A 16,390-nucleotide genomic window follows, 5' to 3' on the forward strand; every position below is an offset into this window, starting at 1 on the left:
TCTTTGCCTACTTTCTTGGCAAGACAAGAAAGTAGGTCGCCGCCCCGCAGGGGTGGTGAAACTGCAGTTGCAGTTGCAGTTGCAGTTGCAGTTGCCGTTGCCGTTGACGTTAAGCGTTGCAGTTGCAGTTGCAGTCATCACCCCCCCACAACCTCAACCCCGATTCCACCACCGCAACCGCGCCACACCGCCACCCAGCGTAAACCGGCAACTCGCCCCATAACCAAGATCCCACCCCAGCGTAGTAGCCAGCGGCACCCCGAGCCAGTGCGCCGCCAGCATACGCATCGGCCCCGCATGCGCAACAACCCACAGCCGGTCCGGAGCATCCACCGGCAAGGCATCAGCCCAAGCCGCCACACGCGCCATCGCCTGCGCGACGGTCTCGCCCCCATGCGGCCGCGCATGCAGCAGATCCGCAGCCCACGCATCCAGCTCGGCGCGCGGCACGGCGTCCCATGCGAGGCCTTCCCAACGGCCAAAATCGAGTTCGCGCAACCGCGCATCGGCTTGCGGCAGCAGGCCGAAATCCCGCGCAAGCAAATCTGCCGTGGCGCGAGCCCGCGTCATCGGGCTGCAAACAATGCGCTGCGGCGCAAGGCCATCGAGTGCCAGCAGCATGCGGGCAGGCTCGGGCAAAACGGGCTGAGCCAGCGGCAGGTCAAGCGCGCCGTAGCAGATCCCCTGCGCCACCTCGGGCGCCGCGTGTCGGATCAGGACCAGGTCCATGCCGCCGCCACCAGATAGATCAACAACTCGGCCAGCTGCTGCGCCATGCCGAGGCAATCGCCGGTGTAGCCGCCTATGCGGCGAACAAAGTAGCGTCCCAGCAAAAAGCGCAGCACCACCAAGGCAACGATCACCACAGCAGCAAACAGCGGCGACACCAGCAGCAGCGGCAATGCACCGCAAAGCAGCGTGAAACCCAGCCCCATGCCGGACAGCCGCTGCGCCACCGGCTTGGCCTTGCCCTCGGCACGCACGTAATCCAGCGTGGCAAGATAGCTCACCGCCATGGCGCGGCTGGCCGCATGCGCGGCCACCAGCACCAGCAGCAACTCCGCCATGCCGCTGCGCGCGGCAATCGCCACCAGCAGTTGCCACTTGAGCAGCAACGCCACCACCAGCGCGATGGCGCCAAATGCGCCAATGCGCGAGTCGTGCATGATGCGCAGCACGTCCTCGCGCCGGTAGCCGCCGCCAAAGGCATCCACGCAGTCGGCCAGGCCGTCCTCGTGAAAAGCGCCGGTGGCCAGCAGCGTCACGGCCATGCCCAGCAGCAAGGCCACGCCCGGCGGCCACCACTGCAGCGCGCCCCAGCTAGCCAGCGCGCCCAGCACGCCAACCAGCAACCCCACCAGCGGAAAGTAACGCGCCGCCGCGTTCAGGTAGTGCGGCGCAAAGCCGACCCAGCGCGGCACCGGCACCCGCGTGAAGTAGCCAACGGCGGTCAGGAAGTAGCGAAGTTCGTCGAGCATGGGCGGGTGCGTTGGGCCAGGTAGCGAAAGCGTGCCGCAGTCTACGCCGACGCGGTGCTGACGCCGGCCGCGCCGAAGGTGGCCATCTCGCGCAGGAAGGCCGCGGCGGACGCGACCAGCGGATAGGCCAGCGCGGCGCCGGTGCCCTCGCCCAGGCGCAGGTCCAGCGCCAGCAGCGGCTCGGCACCGAAATAATCCAGCAGGCGCCGGTGGCCGTGCTCGTGCGAGCAATGCGAGAACACGCAGTATTCCAGCACCTCGGGCGCGAGGCGCTGCGCCACCAGCAGCGCGGCCGAGGCGATAAAGCCATCGACCAGGATCACCATGCGGCTGGCCGCCGCGGCCAGGAAGGCGCCGGTCATCATGGCGATCTCGAAGCCGCCGAAGGCGGCCAGCACGTCGAGCGGCTCCACCGCATCCGCATGCAGTGCCAGTGCCTGCGCCAGCACCGCGCGCTTGCGCGCGAGGCCCGCGTCGTCCAGGCCGGTGCCGCGGCCGATGCAATCTTCAATCGGTGTATCGGTAAGCCGGCTCACCAGGCAAGCGGCCGACGAGGTATTGGCAATGCCCATCTCGCCAAAGCCAATCACGTTGCTGCCCTGCTGCGCGTGGCGCAGCACGCGCGCCATGCCGGCGGTGAGCGCCGCCTGCACCTGCTCCGCGCTCATGGCGCGCTCAAAGGCAAAATTGCGCGTGCCCGCGGCAATGCGGCAGTTGACCAGCCCGGGCGCGGACGGCAGCGGCGCGCGCACCCCCGCGTCCACCACCTCCAGCGCCAGCCCGTGCAGGCGCGAGAACACATTGATGGCCGCGCCCCCGGCCAGGAAGTTGAGCACCATCTGCGCCGTGACCTCGGCCGGATAGGCGCTCACGCCGGCATCGGCCACGCCGTGGTCCCCGGCGAACACGATCACCGCGGGACGCTTGAGCTCCGGCGTGCCACTGCCGGTAATCAGGCCGATCTGCAAGGCCAGATCCTCGAGCCGGCCGAGCGCGCCGAGCGGCTTGGTCTTGGCATCGATGGCGGCTTGCAGGGTCGGGCGCAGGGAGGCGTCGAGCGGGGTGATGGCGGGTAACAGCATGGTATTTCTTGGTGTGGCTGAGAAAAGATTCGATTCGCTGGAACAAGAATAGACGTTTTACATCTCGACGCCACGTTGGGCCTTGATGCCTTGCTGGAAGGCATGCTTGACCGGCGTCATGTCCGTCACGGTATCCGCCGCCTCGATCAGCGCGGGCGGTGCGCCGCGGCCGGTGATGACCACGTGCTGCATCGGCGGGCGGGCGCGCAGGTCGGCGATGACGGTGTCGACATCCAGGTAGTGCAGCTTGAGCGCGATATTGAGTTCGTCCAGCAGCACCAGCCCGATCGACGGGTCGCGCAGCAGCGAGCGCGCCACCTCCCACGCGGCCTGGGCCTTGGCCACGTCGCGCGCGCGATCCTGCGTTTCCCAGGTGTAGCCTTCGCCCATCACATGGAAGGCGCACTGCTCCGGAAAGCGCCGCAGGAACAATTCCTCGCCGCTGGGAATCGCGCCCTTGATGAATTGCACCACGCCGGCCTGCATGCCGTGGCCAAGCGCGCGCACCACCATGCCAAAGCCGGAGCTGGATTTGCCCTTGCCATTGCCGGTGGTGATGACGATCACGCCGCGCTCGTCCTGCGCGGCGGCAATCTTGGCATCCACGACATCCTTCTTGCGCAGCATGCGCGCCTTGTGGCGCTCGTCGCGGGCGGCGTCTTCCGACGTGGAGGTCTCAAGGGCTTTGGGTTCAGTCATGTTGGGTTTCGTCTGGTGCGGGAGAATGCGCCCCGTCGGCGATCAGCGCGGTATGGCGGCCGTCGCTGACGCTGACAATGGGCGTGCGCAGCGCGTGCGAGCAATGCGCGGGAGTCAGGACCTGCGCAGCGGGGCCATGCAAGCACAGGCCGTCTTCGGCCAGCAGCAGAGCATGGGTCGCGTAGCGCCGCGCCAGGTTAAGGTCGTGCAGGATCACCACGATGGCGTGGCGGCCGGCGCGCGCCAGCCGGGCCAGGGTTTCCAGCACCATGATCTGGTGGCGCAGGTCGAGGTGGGCGGCGGGTTCGTCCAGCATCAGCAGCGGCGCCTGTTGCGCCAGCGTGGCAGCCAGCGAAACGCGCTGGCGCTCGCCGCCGGACAGGGTCAGCACGTCGCGCCCGGCCAGCGCATCGAGATCCATCTCGCGCATCACTGCCGCGACCACCGCGTCATCCTCGCGGCCGGCCCAGCCCCAACCGGAGAGATGCGGGTGACGGCCCACCGCCACGGCGTCGCGCACCGACATCGAGAAGGTGTCGTGCACCGCCTGAGGCAGGTAGGCACGGCGCAATGCCAGGGCCGCGGGCGGCGTCTCCAGCGGCGCGCGGCCATCGAGCAGCACCACGCCGCCGTCCGGCTTGCGCAGCCCGGCCAGCACCGACATCAGCGTGGACTTGCCGACGCCGTTCGGGCCCACGATGCACCACAGCTCGCCCGCCTGCATGGACAAGCTCAGGCCATCGAGCAAAGCGCGCGTGCCGGCGCGCAACTGCAGGGACTGCAGCACCAGCGGCGGACAAGCGCAGACGGGTTCGTTCCAGGTCGGCATGGTGCTCAGCGCGGCCTGCGCAGCAGGAGAAAGAGGAAGGTCGGCACGCCCAGCAGCGCGGTGATCACGCCCACCGGCAACTGCGCGGGCGCAATCACCGTGCGCGCCACCAGGTCGGCGGCCATCAGCAACGTGCCGCCGAGCAACGCCGAGGCAGGCAACATCAGGCGTTGGTCGTTGCCCCAGGCAAGGCGCACCAGGTGCGGCACCACCAGCCCGACAAAGCCAATCGAGCCAGCCGAGGTAATGGCCACCGCGATCGCCAGCGAGGCCAGCACGAACACCGACAGGCGCACCGCGCCGACGCGCACGCCCAGCGCCTGCGCCACGGTCTCGCCCATCAGCATGGCATTGAGCGAGCGCGCCATCGGCATGGCCAGCAGCACGGCCAGCGCCAGCGCACCTAGCGCAAGGCCGTAGCTGGCGGTGCCGCCCAGGTCGCCGGTCAGCCAGAACAGCATGCCGCGCAAACGGGCCTCGGGCGCCACGCTCAGGATCAGGGTAATCAGCGCGCCCCAGCCGGCGGCCAGGATCACGCCGGTCAGCAGCAGGCGCGAGCCGGCCTCATGATGGCCGCCCTGCACCTGCGGGTGCAGCAGGTCGCGCCGCGCCAGCGTGGCCACCAGCACCATCGAGAACAGCGCGCCGCCGGCCGCGCCGGCCTGCACCGTCCACAGTGGCCACATCATCAGCATGGCGGTGAGCGCACCGGTGGCCGCGCCGCCCGATACGCCGAGCACATAGGGCTCGGCCAGCGGATTGCGCAGCAGCACCTGCATCAACGCGCCGGTCAACGCCAGCAGGCCGCCGCACGCGAATGCCGCGGCCGCGCGCGGCAGCCGCAGCTCACGCACGATGGCCCCGGCGGTATCGTCGGCGCCGACGGACAGCGCCTGCCAGACCTGCGCGCCCGACAGCGGCACGCTGCCCACCGCCAGCGACAGCAGGAACACCGCCACGCCGGCGGCGGCAAGCATCAGCCAGACGGCTAGCGCGCGGCGCATGTCAGGCGGCCACCATCATTTCTGGCGCCAGCCCAGCGTGACAAAGCCGGCGCGTCCCTGCGTGTTGTAGGGATAGGCGAGCTGGTAGTTCTTGTCGAACAGGTTTTCCACACGGGCGGCCACGAACCATTGCTTGTCGATGTTATAGCGGGCATTGAGGTTGACGATACCGTATCCGCCCAGCGTGCGCGAGCCGCTATCCATGCGCGTCGAGGAAATGATCCACTCGCCGCCGAGGCGGAAGTCGCCAAACTGGCGGCCCACGTCGAAGGCGGCATGGCGGCGCGCGCGGCGCAGCAACTGCGTATTGCTCTGCTCATCCACCGGGTTCTGGAAGGTGATGCTGGCGCCCACGTCGGTGCCCATCAGCTTGGCGCGCCAAGAGGCTTCAATGCCTTGCACCTTGGCCTTGTTGACATTCTGCGCCAGGAACAAGCCATTGGGCTGCAGCGCCGCGGTGATCAGGTTGTCGTAGCGGGTCTCGAACGCGGTCACGCGCAGCAGGCCGGCGGCGTCCGTGTTGTACTGCGCGCCCAGCTCGACCGACTTGGCGCGCTCGGGCTTGATGCCCGGCTGGCCATAGCCCGGGTAGTACAGCTCGTTGAACGTCGGCGCGCGGAAGGCGTTGCTGGCGTTGGCGATCAGCTTGAACGCCTCGGTCACGTTATAGCCATAGCCGGCGAAATAGCTCGCCTGGCTGCCGAAATCCGAGTAGTGGTCGTTGCGCACATTGAGCTGCAGCTGGTGCTTGCCCAGCCGGCCATCGTAGCCCCCGAACACCGACGCAATATTGCGGCCCGGCGCGCCATACGTGTTCGAGCTGAATTCCTGCTGCGCATACTCCGTGCCGAACAGCAGCTTATGGGTCGGCGCCAGCGCATATTCGTTCTGCCAGGTGTACTGGCGATTGCGCGTGTTGAAATTGCTGTTGAACAGTCCGTTCAAGGTGTTTTCGCTATTGTCCCCGCTCTGCGCGACCTTGAAATGCGTGGTCCAGTCCCGGGTGAGCTTGCCGTTGACAAAGGCGGATACAGTGTACAACTCGCTGTTCATCCACCAGACATCGGTCGGTTTGCCTGTCGTGGTGTCGTAGGAGAGCTTGCTCTTCGAGTAATAGGCTGTGACGCCGGCGTCCCAGTCGCTGGTGAAACGATGCTTCACCTGGCCCGATACGCTCTTGTTGTCATACGGGTTGTCGTTCGGGTTCGGGCCCATGCCCTTCTTTGCCTTGGCCGGATTGTCACCGTTCCATTGGGCCGCATTGATCGCCGAAAAACCGTCTGTCTTGACTGCCGACCCGGTGATATTGAACGAGGTATCGCCCACCTGCCCGCCGTAGCCCACCGTACCCTGGCGCGTATTGTTGCTGCCGTATTCAATCTGAGCGTTGGCTGCGGGAGCCTGGCCCGCACCGCTCTTGGTGAAGATCTGTACCACGCCGCCGATCGCATCCGAGCCGTAGAGCGCGGAGACGTTGCCGCGCACGATCTCGATATGGTCGATCTGGTCGGGCAGGATATTCGATAGCTGGGCAGTGCCGCTGCTGGCCGACGAAACCCGCACGCCGTCGATCAGGATCAGCGTCTGGTTGCCGTTTGCCCCGCGCATGAACAGGGTGGTGTTTGCACCCATGCCGCCGTTGGCCGCAAATTCCACGCCGGCCTGGGTACGCAGCAATGTGCGCAGGTCCGGAGCCTGGGAGTTGACGATGTCCTGCTGGGTCACCACAGTGGTATGCGGCAGCGCCTCGGTCAACGGCTGGACAGTGCGGGTGGCAGTGACCACCACCGGGTCGAGCTGCGCGTCGGGCGCGGGCTGCGCAGCGGATTGCCCGGAGGACTGGGCCATGGCGGCGCCGGGCGCGCTCATGGCGAGCCAGGCGGCGAGCGCGGCGGGCAGTTGCCGCGAGACGAAAACAGGTATGGTGTGGCGGCGCGCCGGCAATGCCGGACGGCTCGACGTGGGGGGCGAAAAGCGCATGATGCTGAGTGGGAGAGAGCTGCCTGGTCCGTTCCCCCGCGGACCGTCTGGCGACGAAGCGCGCCGCTGGCTTGCGCGGCAAAAAGCAGCGGAGGGCGGCGCACTCTCGTTCAGGCCGGTATCCGGGCTGACGACACCAGTCCGACCGCCTTCCCGAACCTTGCGGTTCAGTGGCTGAGTGGTCGGCCTTGCGATCTTGCGATCACGGTCGCTTACCGTTGCGGGGGCAGCACAGGTTGGCTCGGCCCTGCCCTGGCGGCGGTGGCTGGCTCCCTGTTTCCCGTTGAACTGCAACCCTGTAGTGAATAGGATTACGAGCACCTGGAACGTGCGCGAGTGTAGGCAGTTTCGAGGCAAGCGTCAATGCCGCGGCAAAACAAGGCGAAAGCGCCTGGAAACAGGCATAAAGCCGTCGCCACGGATGCCGTTAAACGACGATGCATGCAACTTCGGCGCGCAGGCCTGGTCACACACGTCTGCGTTCGCCGTCCGCACGATAGCGCTTGGGCTAAAATCCCAGAACCCGAGACCCTAGATATGACAGGCTCTATGCTCACCGAACTCGAACAACTCGCCGCCAAGATCGGGCGTGTGCTGCACCATGCCGATACCCTGGCGGCTGAGAACCAGCGGCTGCGCGAGGAGATCGAACGCCTGCAGGCCGACGCCAGCCAGCTGCGCGGCGACCGTGAAGCCATGGCCGCCGACCGCGAGCTGCTCAATATCAAGATCGAGGAAGCGCAGCTGCGCATCCAGTCGATCCTGGACAAGCTGCCCACCGCCAGCGACGCCCGCCAGCTCGACCTGCTGGGCGAAGGCGACGCGGCCGGCCGCGCCGAACAGAAGGCACCCGGAGAAAACGCATGAGCAATAAGCAAGTCGAAGTGAACATTGCCGGCCAGTCCTACCGGTTCGCCATTGCCGCCGACAACGAGGCCGCGCTGCTGGAGGCCGTGGCACTGGTAGACGGTCAGATGACGCGGCTCAAGGGCGGCGTATCCGCCAAGGGCGTGGAACGCGTTGCCGTGATGGCCGCGATCAGCATCGCCTCGGACCTGCTCTCGCTCAAGCGCAAGCAGCAAGAAGATGGCACGATTCCCGTTGATGCAGTGCGTGCGCGCATTCGCGAGCTGAACGAACGCGCGGACGAAGCCCTGCGCCAGTACGCGCATGTGGGCACCAATTCGCCCGTGCCGCGCAACTGATGCCCTGCCCTGCGCCGGCTGTACCACACGGCACAGGCAGGCGGTGATACGCTCGCGATTTCGGCCCGATGTGCCCCACATGCCGCGCGCGTCAGCAAAATGTAACGACACGCAAAGACGGGCTTGGTATGGAAAGCCTCGCGGTGTATAGTGGAGCCAAGCCGCACCAAGCCACATAGTTGCGGCACCTTAGGTCGGGTTATCGCGCCTGACCGCCGTTTTCATCCCATCCAAGTTAGAAACGGCAAACGTCTGACAGCCATGCCAAAGCAGTATGCGTTTGGCAGTGCAAAAAAGTCAGACGTTTGACAGTTTCCCTGCCTGGTTCGTCAGGATCATATTCCTTGAACCGATAAGCATTTGTTGGTGCGGGATTATGCCGTGTGGGCGAGCGCGTCGCATGGTTCATAGTTGCAGTCTGGACTCCCTGAACCGGTGATGTACCCGAAATGCGGCTTCCGCAGCCACTCTGAACCTCACTTGGGTTCAGGATGCCGATCCAGCGGCCGAGGCGGGGACCCCTCTAAAGGCGGTGGTTATTCAACCACCGCCTTTTCCTTTTGTGGCGCAGATTGACCTGCGCTGCCTCTGCAGTGCCCTCCCTCTGTTTCTGCGCCACGACCCACGCCCACATCCGCCAGACGGTTTTCTTTTGGCCGTGCTTGCTGCACCATATCGCTGTCGCCAACGTCACGCCCGCCCTGCCCGCCCATGAGCCGATCCACGCAAGCCAATGCCGCCGCGCGCGCCCGCCAGTACTGGCTGATGAAGTCGGAACCCGACGAGGCCAGCATCGATACGCTAGCCGAACGCGGCACCCTGCCATGGACCGGCGTGCGCAACTACCAGGCCCGCAACTTCATGCGCGACGGCATGCAAATCGGCGACGGCGTGCTGTTCTATCACTCCTCCTGCCCACAGCCCGGCATTGCCGGCCTGGCCGAGGTCAGCTCGCAGCCCTACCCCGATCCCACCCAGTTCGACCCGAAGAGCGATTACTACGACGCCGCCGCCAAGCTGGATGCACCGCGCTGGATGCTGGTTGACGTGCGCTTTGTCGGCAAGGGCCCGCTGATCTCGCTGGCCGACTTGCGCGCGCATGACGAACTGGCCGACATGGTCGTGCTACGCCGTGGCAACCGGTTGTCGATCACGCCGGTGACCCCGGCCGAATGGCGCTTCATCACCACGCGGCTGATGCGCTAGCCTGGCACCGGCGGTCACAGCAGCGGCATGACACAATGGCTGCCGACGACATAACTACAACACCAACAAGGTCGATTCCGCGTCATGAGCTTTTCCCTGATTCCCGGGCTGCTGCTGCTCGGCGCCTTTACCGGCTTCTGCGCCGGCTTGCTTGGCGTAGGCGGCGGCATGCTGATGGTGCCCTTCCTCACGCTGCTGTTCACCGCCCTGGCCTTCCCCCATGAGGCCATCGTCCATATGGCCATCGCCACCTCCATGGCGACCATCCTGTTCACCTCGCTGTCCTCGGTGCGCGCCCACCACAAGCGCGGCATGGTGCGATGGAAGCTGGTGCTGGCCCTGGCGCCCGGCATCCTGATTGGCGGCATGATCGGCGGCGGCAAGGTCTTCGCGGCGCTCAAGACCAGTTGGCTGTCGCTGCTGTTCGCCGTATTCGTAGGCTTTTCGGCGTGGCAGATGCTGCGCAACCGCAAGCCCGCCCCGCACCGGCAACTGCCAGGCACGCCGGGCATGCTGGGCGCGGGCGGCGTGATCGGCTTCCTGTCCAGCCTGGTGGGCGCGGGCGGCGGCTTTGTCTCGGTGCCGTTCATGACCTGGTGCAATGTGCCAATCCACAACGCCGTGGCCACCTCGGCCGCACTCGGGTTTCCCATCGCAGTGGCGAGCGTGATCGGCTATGTGTGGAGCGGGCTGGGCCAGACCGGGCTGCCGGCAGGCTCGCTCGGCTACATTTACCTGCCCGCGCTGGCGGTGATCGCGGTTGCCAGCGTGCTGACCGCGCCGCTGGGCGCGCGCACCGCGCACCGCATGGATGTCGCACAGTTGAAGAAAGTCTTCGCCTGCCTGCTGTTCAGCCTGTCGGCCTACATGATGTGGAAGGCCTGGCACGCGTTCTGAGGCCACAGGTGCCAGCAACGCATGCCGCGGATACAAGTAGATACAAGGTCGCACGCGACGTAGCGGAACGATCACCTGGGCGGCGCGTCTGATACCCATCGTCTGACAAGGGAGAATCCAATGAAACATCTGCTTGCCGCCACGCTGCTCGGTACCACCGCCATGGTTGCCTCCGCCCAGGGCGGCGGCCCGACCCACGAGCCGGCCCCTGCCGGCGTGCTGTCGCTGTCCGCCCAGGCCGCCACCGAAGTACCGACCGACGTGGTGCACCTGACGCTCGCCGCCGAGCAGGAAGGCGCGGAGCCGGGCGCGATCTCCTCGGCGCTGTCGGCCAAGACGGCGGATGTGATCGCGCAGGCCAAGCGTACCAATGGCGTGCAGGCGCAATCGGGCGGCTTCACCATCTATCCGTCCAACGACAAGAACGGGCGCATCAGCACTTGGCGCGGGCGCGCCGAGGTGATTCTGGAATCGCGCGATTTCACCGCCGTGTCCAAGCTCGCGGGGCAGCTCGCCAGCCAGATGCAGGTGCAGAACATCAGCTTCTCGCTCTCGCGCGAAGCCCGCCAGGCGGCCGAGGCCAAGCTGACCGAGCAAGCCGTGGCCTCGTTCCGCGACAAGGCCCAGGCCACCACCAAGCTGTTCGGCTACGGCAGCTACACCATCCGCGAAGTGCAGGTGGGCGAGGTGGGCGCGGTGCAACCGATGCCGCGCATGTACGCGGCCAAGGCCATGATGGCCGATTCCGCGCCGGTGCCGGTCGAGGGCGGCAAGGCCCAGGTCACCGTGACTGTGAACGGCTCGGTGCAGATGCTCAAGTAAGCGCCGTCCAAAGCCACAGGCTCAAGGGGCAAGGCAGAAGGCAGAAGGCACGGAACAAGGCCCCTGCCGCGCAAGCGGCAGGGGCCTTGTCTTTGATGCATGAGCCATCAAGGAGCGGCGGTGCTTACAGCGCCCCGAACTGCTGGCGCAGCACGTTCTTCTGCACCTTGCCCATGGTGTTGCGCGGCAACTCATCCACCACGTGCACGCGCTTAGGCACCTTGAAATTGGCAATACGACCCTTGAGCCCGCCAATCAGGCTCAGCGCATCCAGCGAGGCACCTGGCTTGCCAACCACCACCGCCACCACCGCCTCGCCGAAGTCGGCATGCGGCACACCAATCACGGCGCTTTCCGCCACGCCCGGCATCTCGTCGATAAAGCTCTCGATCTCCTTGGGGTAGACGTTGTAGCCACCGGAGATGATCAGGTCCTTGCTGCGGCCGACGATGGTCAGGTAGTCGTCAGGCACCTTGCGCTCGCCAGCCTGGCTGACGATGGCACCGCCAAAGCGGCCCACGTCGCCGGTCTTGAACCAGCCGTCGGCGGTGAACTCTTCCTGCGTCTTCTCCGGCATGCGCCAGTAGCCCTTGAACACATTCGGGCCACGCACTTCCACATTGCCGATCTCGCCGGCCGCGCAAGGCTTGCCGTCGCCGTCCACCACGCGCACCGACACACCCGGCAGCGCCTTGCCGACGGTACCGCCGATACGCTCGCCGTCTTGCGCCTCGTACGGGTTGGAGACCAGCATCACGGTCTCGCTCATGCCGTAGCGCTCCAGGATGGTGTGGCCCGTGCGCTCGCGGAAGGCATCGAAGGTTTCCATCAGCAGCGGCGCGGAGCCGGACACGAACAGGCGCATGCGGCGGCAGGTGTCGTCGTCAAAGCGCGGCTCCTGCACCATGCGCACGTAATACGTGGGCACGCCCATCATCACGGTGCAACGCGGCAGGAATTTGAGGATCTGCGCCATGTCGAGCTTGGGCGCCCAGATCATCTTGGCACCGGCCAAGAGCGCGCCGTGCGACGCGACGAACAGGCCATGCACGTGGAAGATCGGCAGCATGTGCAGCAGCACGTCGTCGCTGCGCCAGCCCCAGTACGCATGCAGCGTCTTGGCGTTGGAGGCCAGGTTGCCGTGCGTGAGCATGGCGCCCTTGCTGCGGCCCGTGGTGCCCGAGGTGTAGAGAATGGCGGCGAGTTCGTCGGCGCCGCGCGCCACCGTGGCGAAGCGGTCCGGTTGCACGGCGGCGCGGGACAACAGCGAGCCTGAGCGGTCGTCGTCCAGCGTGAAGACGTGCTTGGTGCCGTGGCGGAACGCCACCTTGGACACCCAGCCGAAGTTAGCGCTGCTGCACACCACCACCGCCGGCTCCGCGTTGCCGACAAAGTAGTCGATCTCGGCTTCCTGGTAGGCGGTATTGAGCGGCAGGTAGATGTAGCCTGCGCGCAGCGTGGCGAGGTACAGGAACAGCGCCTCCGGCGATTTTTCCACCTGCACCGCCACGCGCGCGCCCTCGGGCAGCTTGAGCGCGGCCAGCAGGTTGGCCATCTTGGCGGTGGCGCGGTCCAGGTCGTCCCAACTGTAGTAGAGGCCGTCGTGGGTTTCAATGCAGCAGGCACTGCGGTCCGCCGGGAAGCGGGATTCGAATAGGGCGAACAGGTTGGCGTTCATATTGCGGAAGATGAAAAACGGAATCGGCAATAGCATGGGCAATCCGCATGGGCAATCCGATCAATAGCCGGCAATGATACCTAAAGCGATTGCCCGTGCTATTGCCCGTGCTATTGACCGCTGAAGCGCGGCGGCCGGCGTGCCAGGAATGCCGCCACGCCTTCGGCATGGTCGGCGCTGTCGCCATAGCGGAAATGCGCGTCGAGCTCCGCCGCGGTGAGCGGCGCGGGCACCGGCGCCAGGCGGCGGATGCTCTGCTTGTTGATGCGGGCGGCCAACGGCGCACCGGCCACGATGCGCTTGACGGCCGCGGCGACTTCCTCGCCGAGTGCCGCTGCCGGCACCACGCGCGTCAGCAGCCCTTTCTCGCGCGCCTCGGCGGCGTCGAACACCCTGCCCTCCAGCAGGATCTCCAGCGTCACCGCGCGGCCCGCCAGGGCCAGCAGCCCGGTCAGCTCGCCGGGCGCCATGGGAAAGCCGAGCCGGTTGATCGGCACGCCGAAGCGGCTGTCGTCGGCGGCGATGCGCAGGTCGCAATGGCAGGCGATCTCCAGCCCGCCGCCCACGCAAACCCCTTCGATCATGGCAAGCGTCGGATGCAGGCAGCCCGCGATGGCGGCCAGCGCAGGCGCAATCACCGCCTCGTGGTAACGGCGCAGCGCGGCGGCGTCGCCCCGCTCCTCGGGGAACTCGGCAATGTCGGCGCCGGCGGCAAAGTTGCCATCGGCGCCGCGCACCACCACGCAGCGCAGCGAGGGATCGGCGGACAGGTCCGCAAAGCCCTGCGCCAGCGCGTGCCACATCGCCACGGAGATGGCATTGAGCTTGCCAGCGTGGGACAGCGTGACCGTGGCCACGTCGCCCTCACGCGCGAACGCTACCGTGCCGCTCATGCCTGCGCTCCACGCGCACGGGAAACATCGGAAACCATGCGGCGATCCTCCATCAGTCGATCTTGGCGCCGGACTGCTGCACCACCGTAGCCCAGCGCTTGATCTCGGCGCGCTGGAACTGCGCGAACTGCTCTTGCGTGAAAGCCGGCGTATCGGAGCCGTTGGCAAGCCAGATCTGCTTCATCTCGGGCGTGTTCAGTGCCTTCTCCACTTCGGTGTAAAGCCGGTCGACGATGTCCTTGGGCGTGCCCTTGGGCACCCACATCGCGTACCAGGTGGAGACTTCGTAGTTAGGCACCCCAGCCTCGGCAGCGGTAGGCACATTCGGGAACGCGGCCGAGCGCTTGGTCGATGCCACCGCCAGCGCCTTGATGCGGCCGGCGCGGATATGCTGGGCCGAAGAACCGAGACCGTCGAAATCCATATCCACCTGGCCCGCGATCAGGTCGGACAGCGCAGGGCCCGCACCCTTGTAGGGAATATGCGTGATGAAGGTCTTGGTCTGCAGCTTGAACAGCTCGCCCGCCAGATGGTGGGACGAGCCGTTGCCGGCCGAGGCGTAGTTCAGCTTGCCGGGGTTCTTCTTGGCATAGGCGATCAGCTCGCCCAGCGTGTTGGCGGTGACCTTGGACGGGTTCACCACGATCACCTGCGGCGGCTGCGCGATCACCGTGACGGGGATGAAATCCTTCTCGATGTCGTAGTCGAGCTTCTTGTAGAACGACGGCGCGATGGCGTGGTGCGCGCCGCCGATAAAAACGGTATAGCCATCCGGCGCGCCCTTGGCCGCGATGCTCGCGCCCACGGTGCCGCCAGCGCCGCCACGGTTATCGATCACGAACTGTTTGCCGAGCTGCTTGGAAAGCTGCGCGGTCAGCGGGCGGGCGAAGGCATCGGTGCCACCGCCGGCCGGGAACGGCACGATGACGGTGATCGGCTTGGACGGCCAGGCGTCAGCCTGCGCCACGGGCGCTACCGCGCCCAAACCCGCGCCCAGCGCGCAAGCCAGCCCTGCCAGTTGAAACTGACGACGATTCATGACTCTGTCTCCTCTCTCTTCTCTCTTCTGCTGTGGAAAGTCAAAACGAAGAACTGCTGGAATGGCCCATGAACGCGGCCCGCGGCCTTGTCTTTTACCTGACCAGGGTTACAACAGCTTGCTCACCGCGCGGCTCATGCGCGGGGATCCGTTGCCAAGGCGCACCAGATTGTCATCTAGCGCCTCGGGCACGTAAAGATAATTCACCATCATCCCGCACGACTGCGCACGGCCCTTGCGCGACAGGTCGGCGGCCCAGTTCAGGCGCTCCACGCAGGCGCCATTGCCCAGGTGAAAGCGCGCCACCGGATCGGCCGGCAGCGCCTGCTGGCGCTCGCGCACCAGGTAGTGCGCGGCCAGCGCCAGCGCGATGTCGCGCACCGTCGCATCTTCGGAATCGGCAGGCAGCGCGGCCAGCCAGCCGGCGCCGTCGGCGGGTGGCGTGCCGTGGCGCTCGCTCCAGCGCGCCAGGCGCTTGTCGCCCAGCACCTTGGCCACCGCTTCGCCGTCGCGCTTGCGCAGCCAGTCGGCGAACCCGGGGATGGGCGAGAGCGTGGCGAACTGCTTGAGCTTGGGAAACTCGCGCTGCAACTCCCCGATCACCCGCTTGAGCAGGAAGTTGCCGAAGCTCACGCCGCGCAGGCCTGGCTGCGTATTGGAGATGGAATAGAAGATCGCCCACTTCACGCGGCGCAGGTCCTCCAGCGGCGCGGCTTCGTCCAGCAGCGCGTGGACGTTGGCGGCCATCTCGGGCACGAAGGCCACCTCGACAAAGATCAGCGGCTCGCGCGGCATGCGCGGGTGGAAGAAGGCGTAGCAGCGGCGATCAGAATCGAGCCGGTTGCGCAGGTCCGCCCAGGACGCGATCTCGTGCACCGCCTCGTAGCGGATCAGCTTTTCCAGCAGCGATGCGGGCGAGTCCCACGTGATGGGCTGCAGTTCCAGCAGGCCCACGTCGAACCAGTTGGAGAACAGCGCCTCCAGATCGTCGTCAAGCGGGCGCAGTCCCGGCACGCGCTTATGCCAGCGCAGCATGTCAGCACGCAGGCCGATCAGGAAATGCAGGCCGCAGACGCTTGCGCCCTCCTGCCCGTGCAGCGCGGCCAGCCGCTTGAAGAAACGGATGCGCGCGTTGGACATGGCCTGCGCAAGCCCCGACGCGGATTTGGGCGTCTTGCCATCCTTGGCATCGTCATCCGATTCCGGGCCGCCGCTGGCCGCGACTTCCGCCAGCACGCCGAGCATGGCCTGGCGTGCGTCATCGCCCGCGGCTTCGTATTCGGCCCGCCAGGTTTGCGCTGCGGTATTGGCGGCGCTGTCGGTCAGGCGCGCATCGAAGCATTGACGCAGTTGCTCGCGCTGCCGGCGCAGCACGCGCGCCGGCAGCCCCACGGCCTTGGCGTCCGCCTTGGCATCGGCATCCGTATTTGGCTTGGCGCGGTCATCGCCCTTGCGGCCCCACCACCGGCCAAAGCGGGACAACAGGGATTGCGCCGACGGCTCCAAGCCGCTCAGGGGCGCGCTGACTTTCTGTTCGCTATTGCTGAGGGAATCCATGGACGTACCTGCTCTGTGCGC

16 protein-coding genes, 1 other RNA gene and 1 riboswitch are annotated in these 16,390 nt (G+C 66.6%); of the genes, 6 read left to right on the forward strand and 11 right to left on the reverse strand.

Annotated elements, in window-relative coordinates:
- Positions 1–153 precede the first annotated feature (153 nt).
- The 7 genes from cobC to AC1RQK_RS29025 are packed head-to-tail and all read right to left on the reverse strand — an operon-like array spanning position 154 to position 7,072.
- Positions 154–729: an alpha-ribazole phosphatase gene (gene cobC / locus AC1RQK_RS28995; protein WP_492376694.1), complete on the reverse strand. Its 576-nt coding sequence runs from the start codon at positions 727–729 to the stop codon at positions 154–156.
- Entirely contained in the window at positions 714–1,478 is a 765-nt protein-coding gene (locus tag AC1RQK_RS29000) for an adenosylcobinamide-GDP ribazoletransferase (RefSeq protein ID WP_492376693.1), read from the reverse strand. The genes cobC and AC1RQK_RS29000 overlap by 16 nt, the downstream gene beginning before the upstream one ends.
- Before the next feature lie 41 nt (positions 1,479–1,519).
- The gene (cobT, locus tag AC1RQK_RS29005; RefSeq protein ID WP_492812679.1) at positions 1,520–2,560 is read right to left on the reverse strand and encodes a nicotinate-nucleotide--dimethylbenzimidazole phosphoribosyltransferase; all 1,041 of its coding nucleotides are present in this window, start codon (positions 2,558–2,560) and stop codon (positions 1,520–1,522) included.
- Between the two features lie 57 nt (positions 2,561–2,617).
- Positions 2,618–3,259, reverse strand: a complete 642-nt coding sequence (gene cobO / locus AC1RQK_RS29010; protein WP_150984001.1) for a cob(I)yrinic acid a,c-diamide adenosyltransferase — start codon at positions 3,257–3,259, stop codon at positions 2,618–2,620.
- Entirely contained in the window at positions 3,252–4,088 is an 837-nt protein-coding gene (locus AC1RQK_RS29015) for an ABC transporter ATP-binding protein (protein ID WP_492376691.1), read from the reverse strand. The genes cobO and AC1RQK_RS29015 overlap by 8 nt, the downstream gene beginning before the upstream one ends.
- Positions 4,089–4,093: 5 nt before the next feature.
- Positions 4,094–5,092: a FecCD family ABC transporter permease gene (locus AC1RQK_RS29020; protein ID WP_492812682.1), complete on the reverse strand. Its 999-nt coding sequence runs from the start codon at positions 5,090–5,092 to the stop codon at positions 4,094–4,096.
- Between the two features lie 15 nt (positions 5,093–5,107).
- Positions 5,108–7,072 (reverse strand): TonB-dependent receptor plug domain-containing protein, encoded by a 1,965-nt coding sequence (locus AC1RQK_RS29025; protein ID WP_492812684.1) that lies wholly within the window; start codon positions 7,070–7,072, stop codon positions 5,108–5,110.
- A 96-nt stretch (positions 7,073–7,168) separates the two neighbouring features.
- Positions 7,169–7,413: riboswitch (cobalamin riboswitch) on the reverse strand.
- 208 nt (positions 7,414–7,621) lie between these two features.
- On the opposite strand from AC1RQK_RS29025, the gene AC1RQK_RS29030 reads away from it, so the two are divergent.
- The 6 genes from AC1RQK_RS29030 (at position 7,622) to AC1RQK_RS29055 (ending at position 11,202) form a co-directional block, all read left to right on the forward strand.
- On the forward strand, positions 7,622–7,939 hold the full coding sequence (locus AC1RQK_RS29030; RefSeq protein ID WP_183036798.1) for a hypothetical protein: 318 nt from the start codon (positions 7,622–7,624) through the stop codon (positions 7,937–7,939).
- Complete coding sequence (locus tag AC1RQK_RS29035) at positions 7,936–8,277, forward strand: cell division protein ZapA (RefSeq protein ID WP_492812686.1); 342 nt, start codon at positions 7,936–7,938, stop codon at positions 8,275–8,277. The genes AC1RQK_RS29030 and AC1RQK_RS29035 overlap by 4 nt, the downstream gene beginning before the upstream one ends.
- Positions 8,278–8,588: 311 nt before the next feature.
- Positions 8,589–8,799, forward strand: a non-coding RNA gene (gene ssrS, locus AC1RQK_RS29040) — 6S RNA.
- Between the two features lie 189 nt (positions 8,800–8,988).
- Positions 8,989–9,483, forward strand: coding sequence for an EVE domain-containing protein (locus AC1RQK_RS29045; RefSeq protein WP_441633252.1), 495 nt, complete (start codon positions 8,989–8,991; stop codon positions 9,481–9,483).
- An 84-nt stretch (positions 9,484–9,567) separates the two neighbouring features.
- A complete protein-coding gene (locus tag AC1RQK_RS29050) occupies positions 9,568–10,380 on the forward strand; it encodes a sulfite exporter TauE/SafE family protein (protein ID WP_441633250.1) in 813 nt (270 codons plus the stop codon).
- Between the two features lie 120 nt (positions 10,381–10,500).
- Positions 10,501–11,202 carry an SIMPL domain-containing protein gene (locus tag AC1RQK_RS29055; protein ID WP_416049479.1) on the forward strand — a complete coding sequence of 234 codons (702 nt, stop codon included), beginning with the start codon at positions 10,501–10,503 and terminating at the stop codon, positions 11,200–11,202.
- 124 nt (positions 11,203–11,326) lie between these two features.
- Here the strand turns inward: AC1RQK_RS29055 and AC1RQK_RS29060 are convergent, their stop codons facing one another.
- From AC1RQK_RS29060 to AC1RQK_RS29075, 4 genes are all read right to left on the reverse strand, one after another.
- Positions 11,327–12,880: a malonate--CoA ligase gene (locus AC1RQK_RS29060; protein WP_441633470.1), complete on the reverse strand. Its 1,554-nt coding sequence runs from the start codon at positions 12,878–12,880 to the stop codon at positions 11,327–11,329.
- A 110-nt stretch (positions 12,881–12,990) separates the two neighbouring features.
- Positions 12,991–13,773, reverse strand: a complete 783-nt coding sequence (locus AC1RQK_RS29065) for an enoyl-CoA hydratase/isomerase family protein (protein ID WP_492812689.1) — start codon at positions 13,771–13,773, stop codon at positions 12,991–12,993.
- Positions 13,774–13,825: 52 nt separating this feature from the next.
- Positions 13,826–14,812: a Bug family tripartite tricarboxylate transporter substrate binding protein gene (locus tag AC1RQK_RS29070; RefSeq protein ID WP_492812691.1), complete on the reverse strand. Its 987-nt coding sequence runs from the start codon at positions 14,810–14,812 to the stop codon at positions 13,826–13,828.
- 108 nt (positions 14,813–14,920) lie between these two features.
- Complete coding sequence (locus tag AC1RQK_RS29075; RefSeq protein ID WP_492375468.1) at positions 14,921–16,369, reverse strand: malonyl-CoA decarboxylase domain-containing protein; 1,449 nt, start codon at positions 16,367–16,369, stop codon at positions 14,921–14,923.
- Between the last annotated feature and the right edge of the window lie 21 nt (positions 16,370–16,390).

It is taken from the genome of Cupriavidus sp. GW822-FHT02D05 (genome assembly GCF_058802485.1).

Bases quoted from the DNA above. Each gene is read 5' to 3' on its own strand.
- AC1RQK_RS29020 (WP_492812682.1), bottom strand. From the start codon at position 5,092: ATGCGCCGCGCGCTAGCCGTCTGGCTGATGCTTGCCGCCGCCGGCGTG.
- cobO (WP_150984001.1), bottom strand. From the start codon at position 3,259: ATGACTGAACCCAAAGCCCTTGAGACCTCCACGTCGGAAGACGCCGCC.
- AC1RQK_RS29060 (WP_441633470.1), bottom strand. From the start codon at position 12,880: ATGAACGCCAACCTGTTCGCCCTATTCGAATCCCGCTTCCCGGCGGAC.
- AC1RQK_RS29055 (WP_416049479.1), top strand. From the start codon at position 10,501: ATGAAACATCTGCTTGCCGCCACGCTGCTCGGTACCACCGCCATGGTT.
- AC1RQK_RS29025 (WP_492812684.1), bottom strand. From the start codon at position 7,072: ATGCGCTTTTCGCCCCCCACGTCGAGCCGTCCGGCATTGCCGGCGCGC.
- AC1RQK_RS29065 (WP_492812689.1), bottom strand. From the start codon at position 13,773: ATGAGCGGCACGGTAGCGTTCGCGCGTGAGGGCGACGTGGCCACGGTC.
- AC1RQK_RS29015 (WP_492376691.1), bottom strand. From the start codon at position 4,088: ATGCCGACCTGGAACGAACCCGTCTGCGCTTGTCCGCCGCTGGTGCTG.
- AC1RQK_RS29000 (WP_492376693.1), bottom strand. From the start codon at position 1,478: ATGCTCGACGAACTTCGCTACTTCCTGACCGCCGTTGGCTACTTCACG.
- AC1RQK_RS29035 (WP_492812686.1), top strand. From the start codon at position 7,936: ATGAGCAATAAGCAAGTCGAAGTGAACATTGCCGGCCAGTCCTACCGG.
- cobT (WP_492812679.1), bottom strand. From the start codon at position 2,560: ATGCTGTTACCCGCCATCACCCCGCTCGACGCCTCCCTGCGCCCGACC.
- AC1RQK_RS29075 (WP_492375468.1), bottom strand. From the start codon at position 16,369: ATGGATTCCCTCAGCAATAGCGAACAGAAAGTCAGCGCGCCCCTGAGC.
- AC1RQK_RS29045 (WP_441633252.1), top strand. From the start codon at position 8,989: ATGAGCCGATCCACGCAAGCCAATGCCGCCGCGCGCGCCCGCCAGTAC.
- AC1RQK_RS29030 (WP_183036798.1), top strand. From the start codon at position 7,622: ATGCTCACCGAACTCGAACAACTCGCCGCCAAGATCGGGCGTGTGCTG.
- cobC (WP_492376694.1), bottom strand. From the start codon at position 729: ATGGACCTGGTCCTGATCCGACACGCGGCGCCCGAGGTGGCGCAGGGG.
- AC1RQK_RS29050 (WP_441633250.1), top strand. From the start codon at position 9,568: ATGAGCTTTTCCCTGATTCCCGGGCTGCTGCTGCTCGGCGCCTTTACC.
- AC1RQK_RS29070 (WP_492812691.1), bottom strand. From the start codon at position 14,812: ATGAATCGTCGTCAGTTTCAACTGGCAGGGCTGGCTTGCGCGCTGGGC.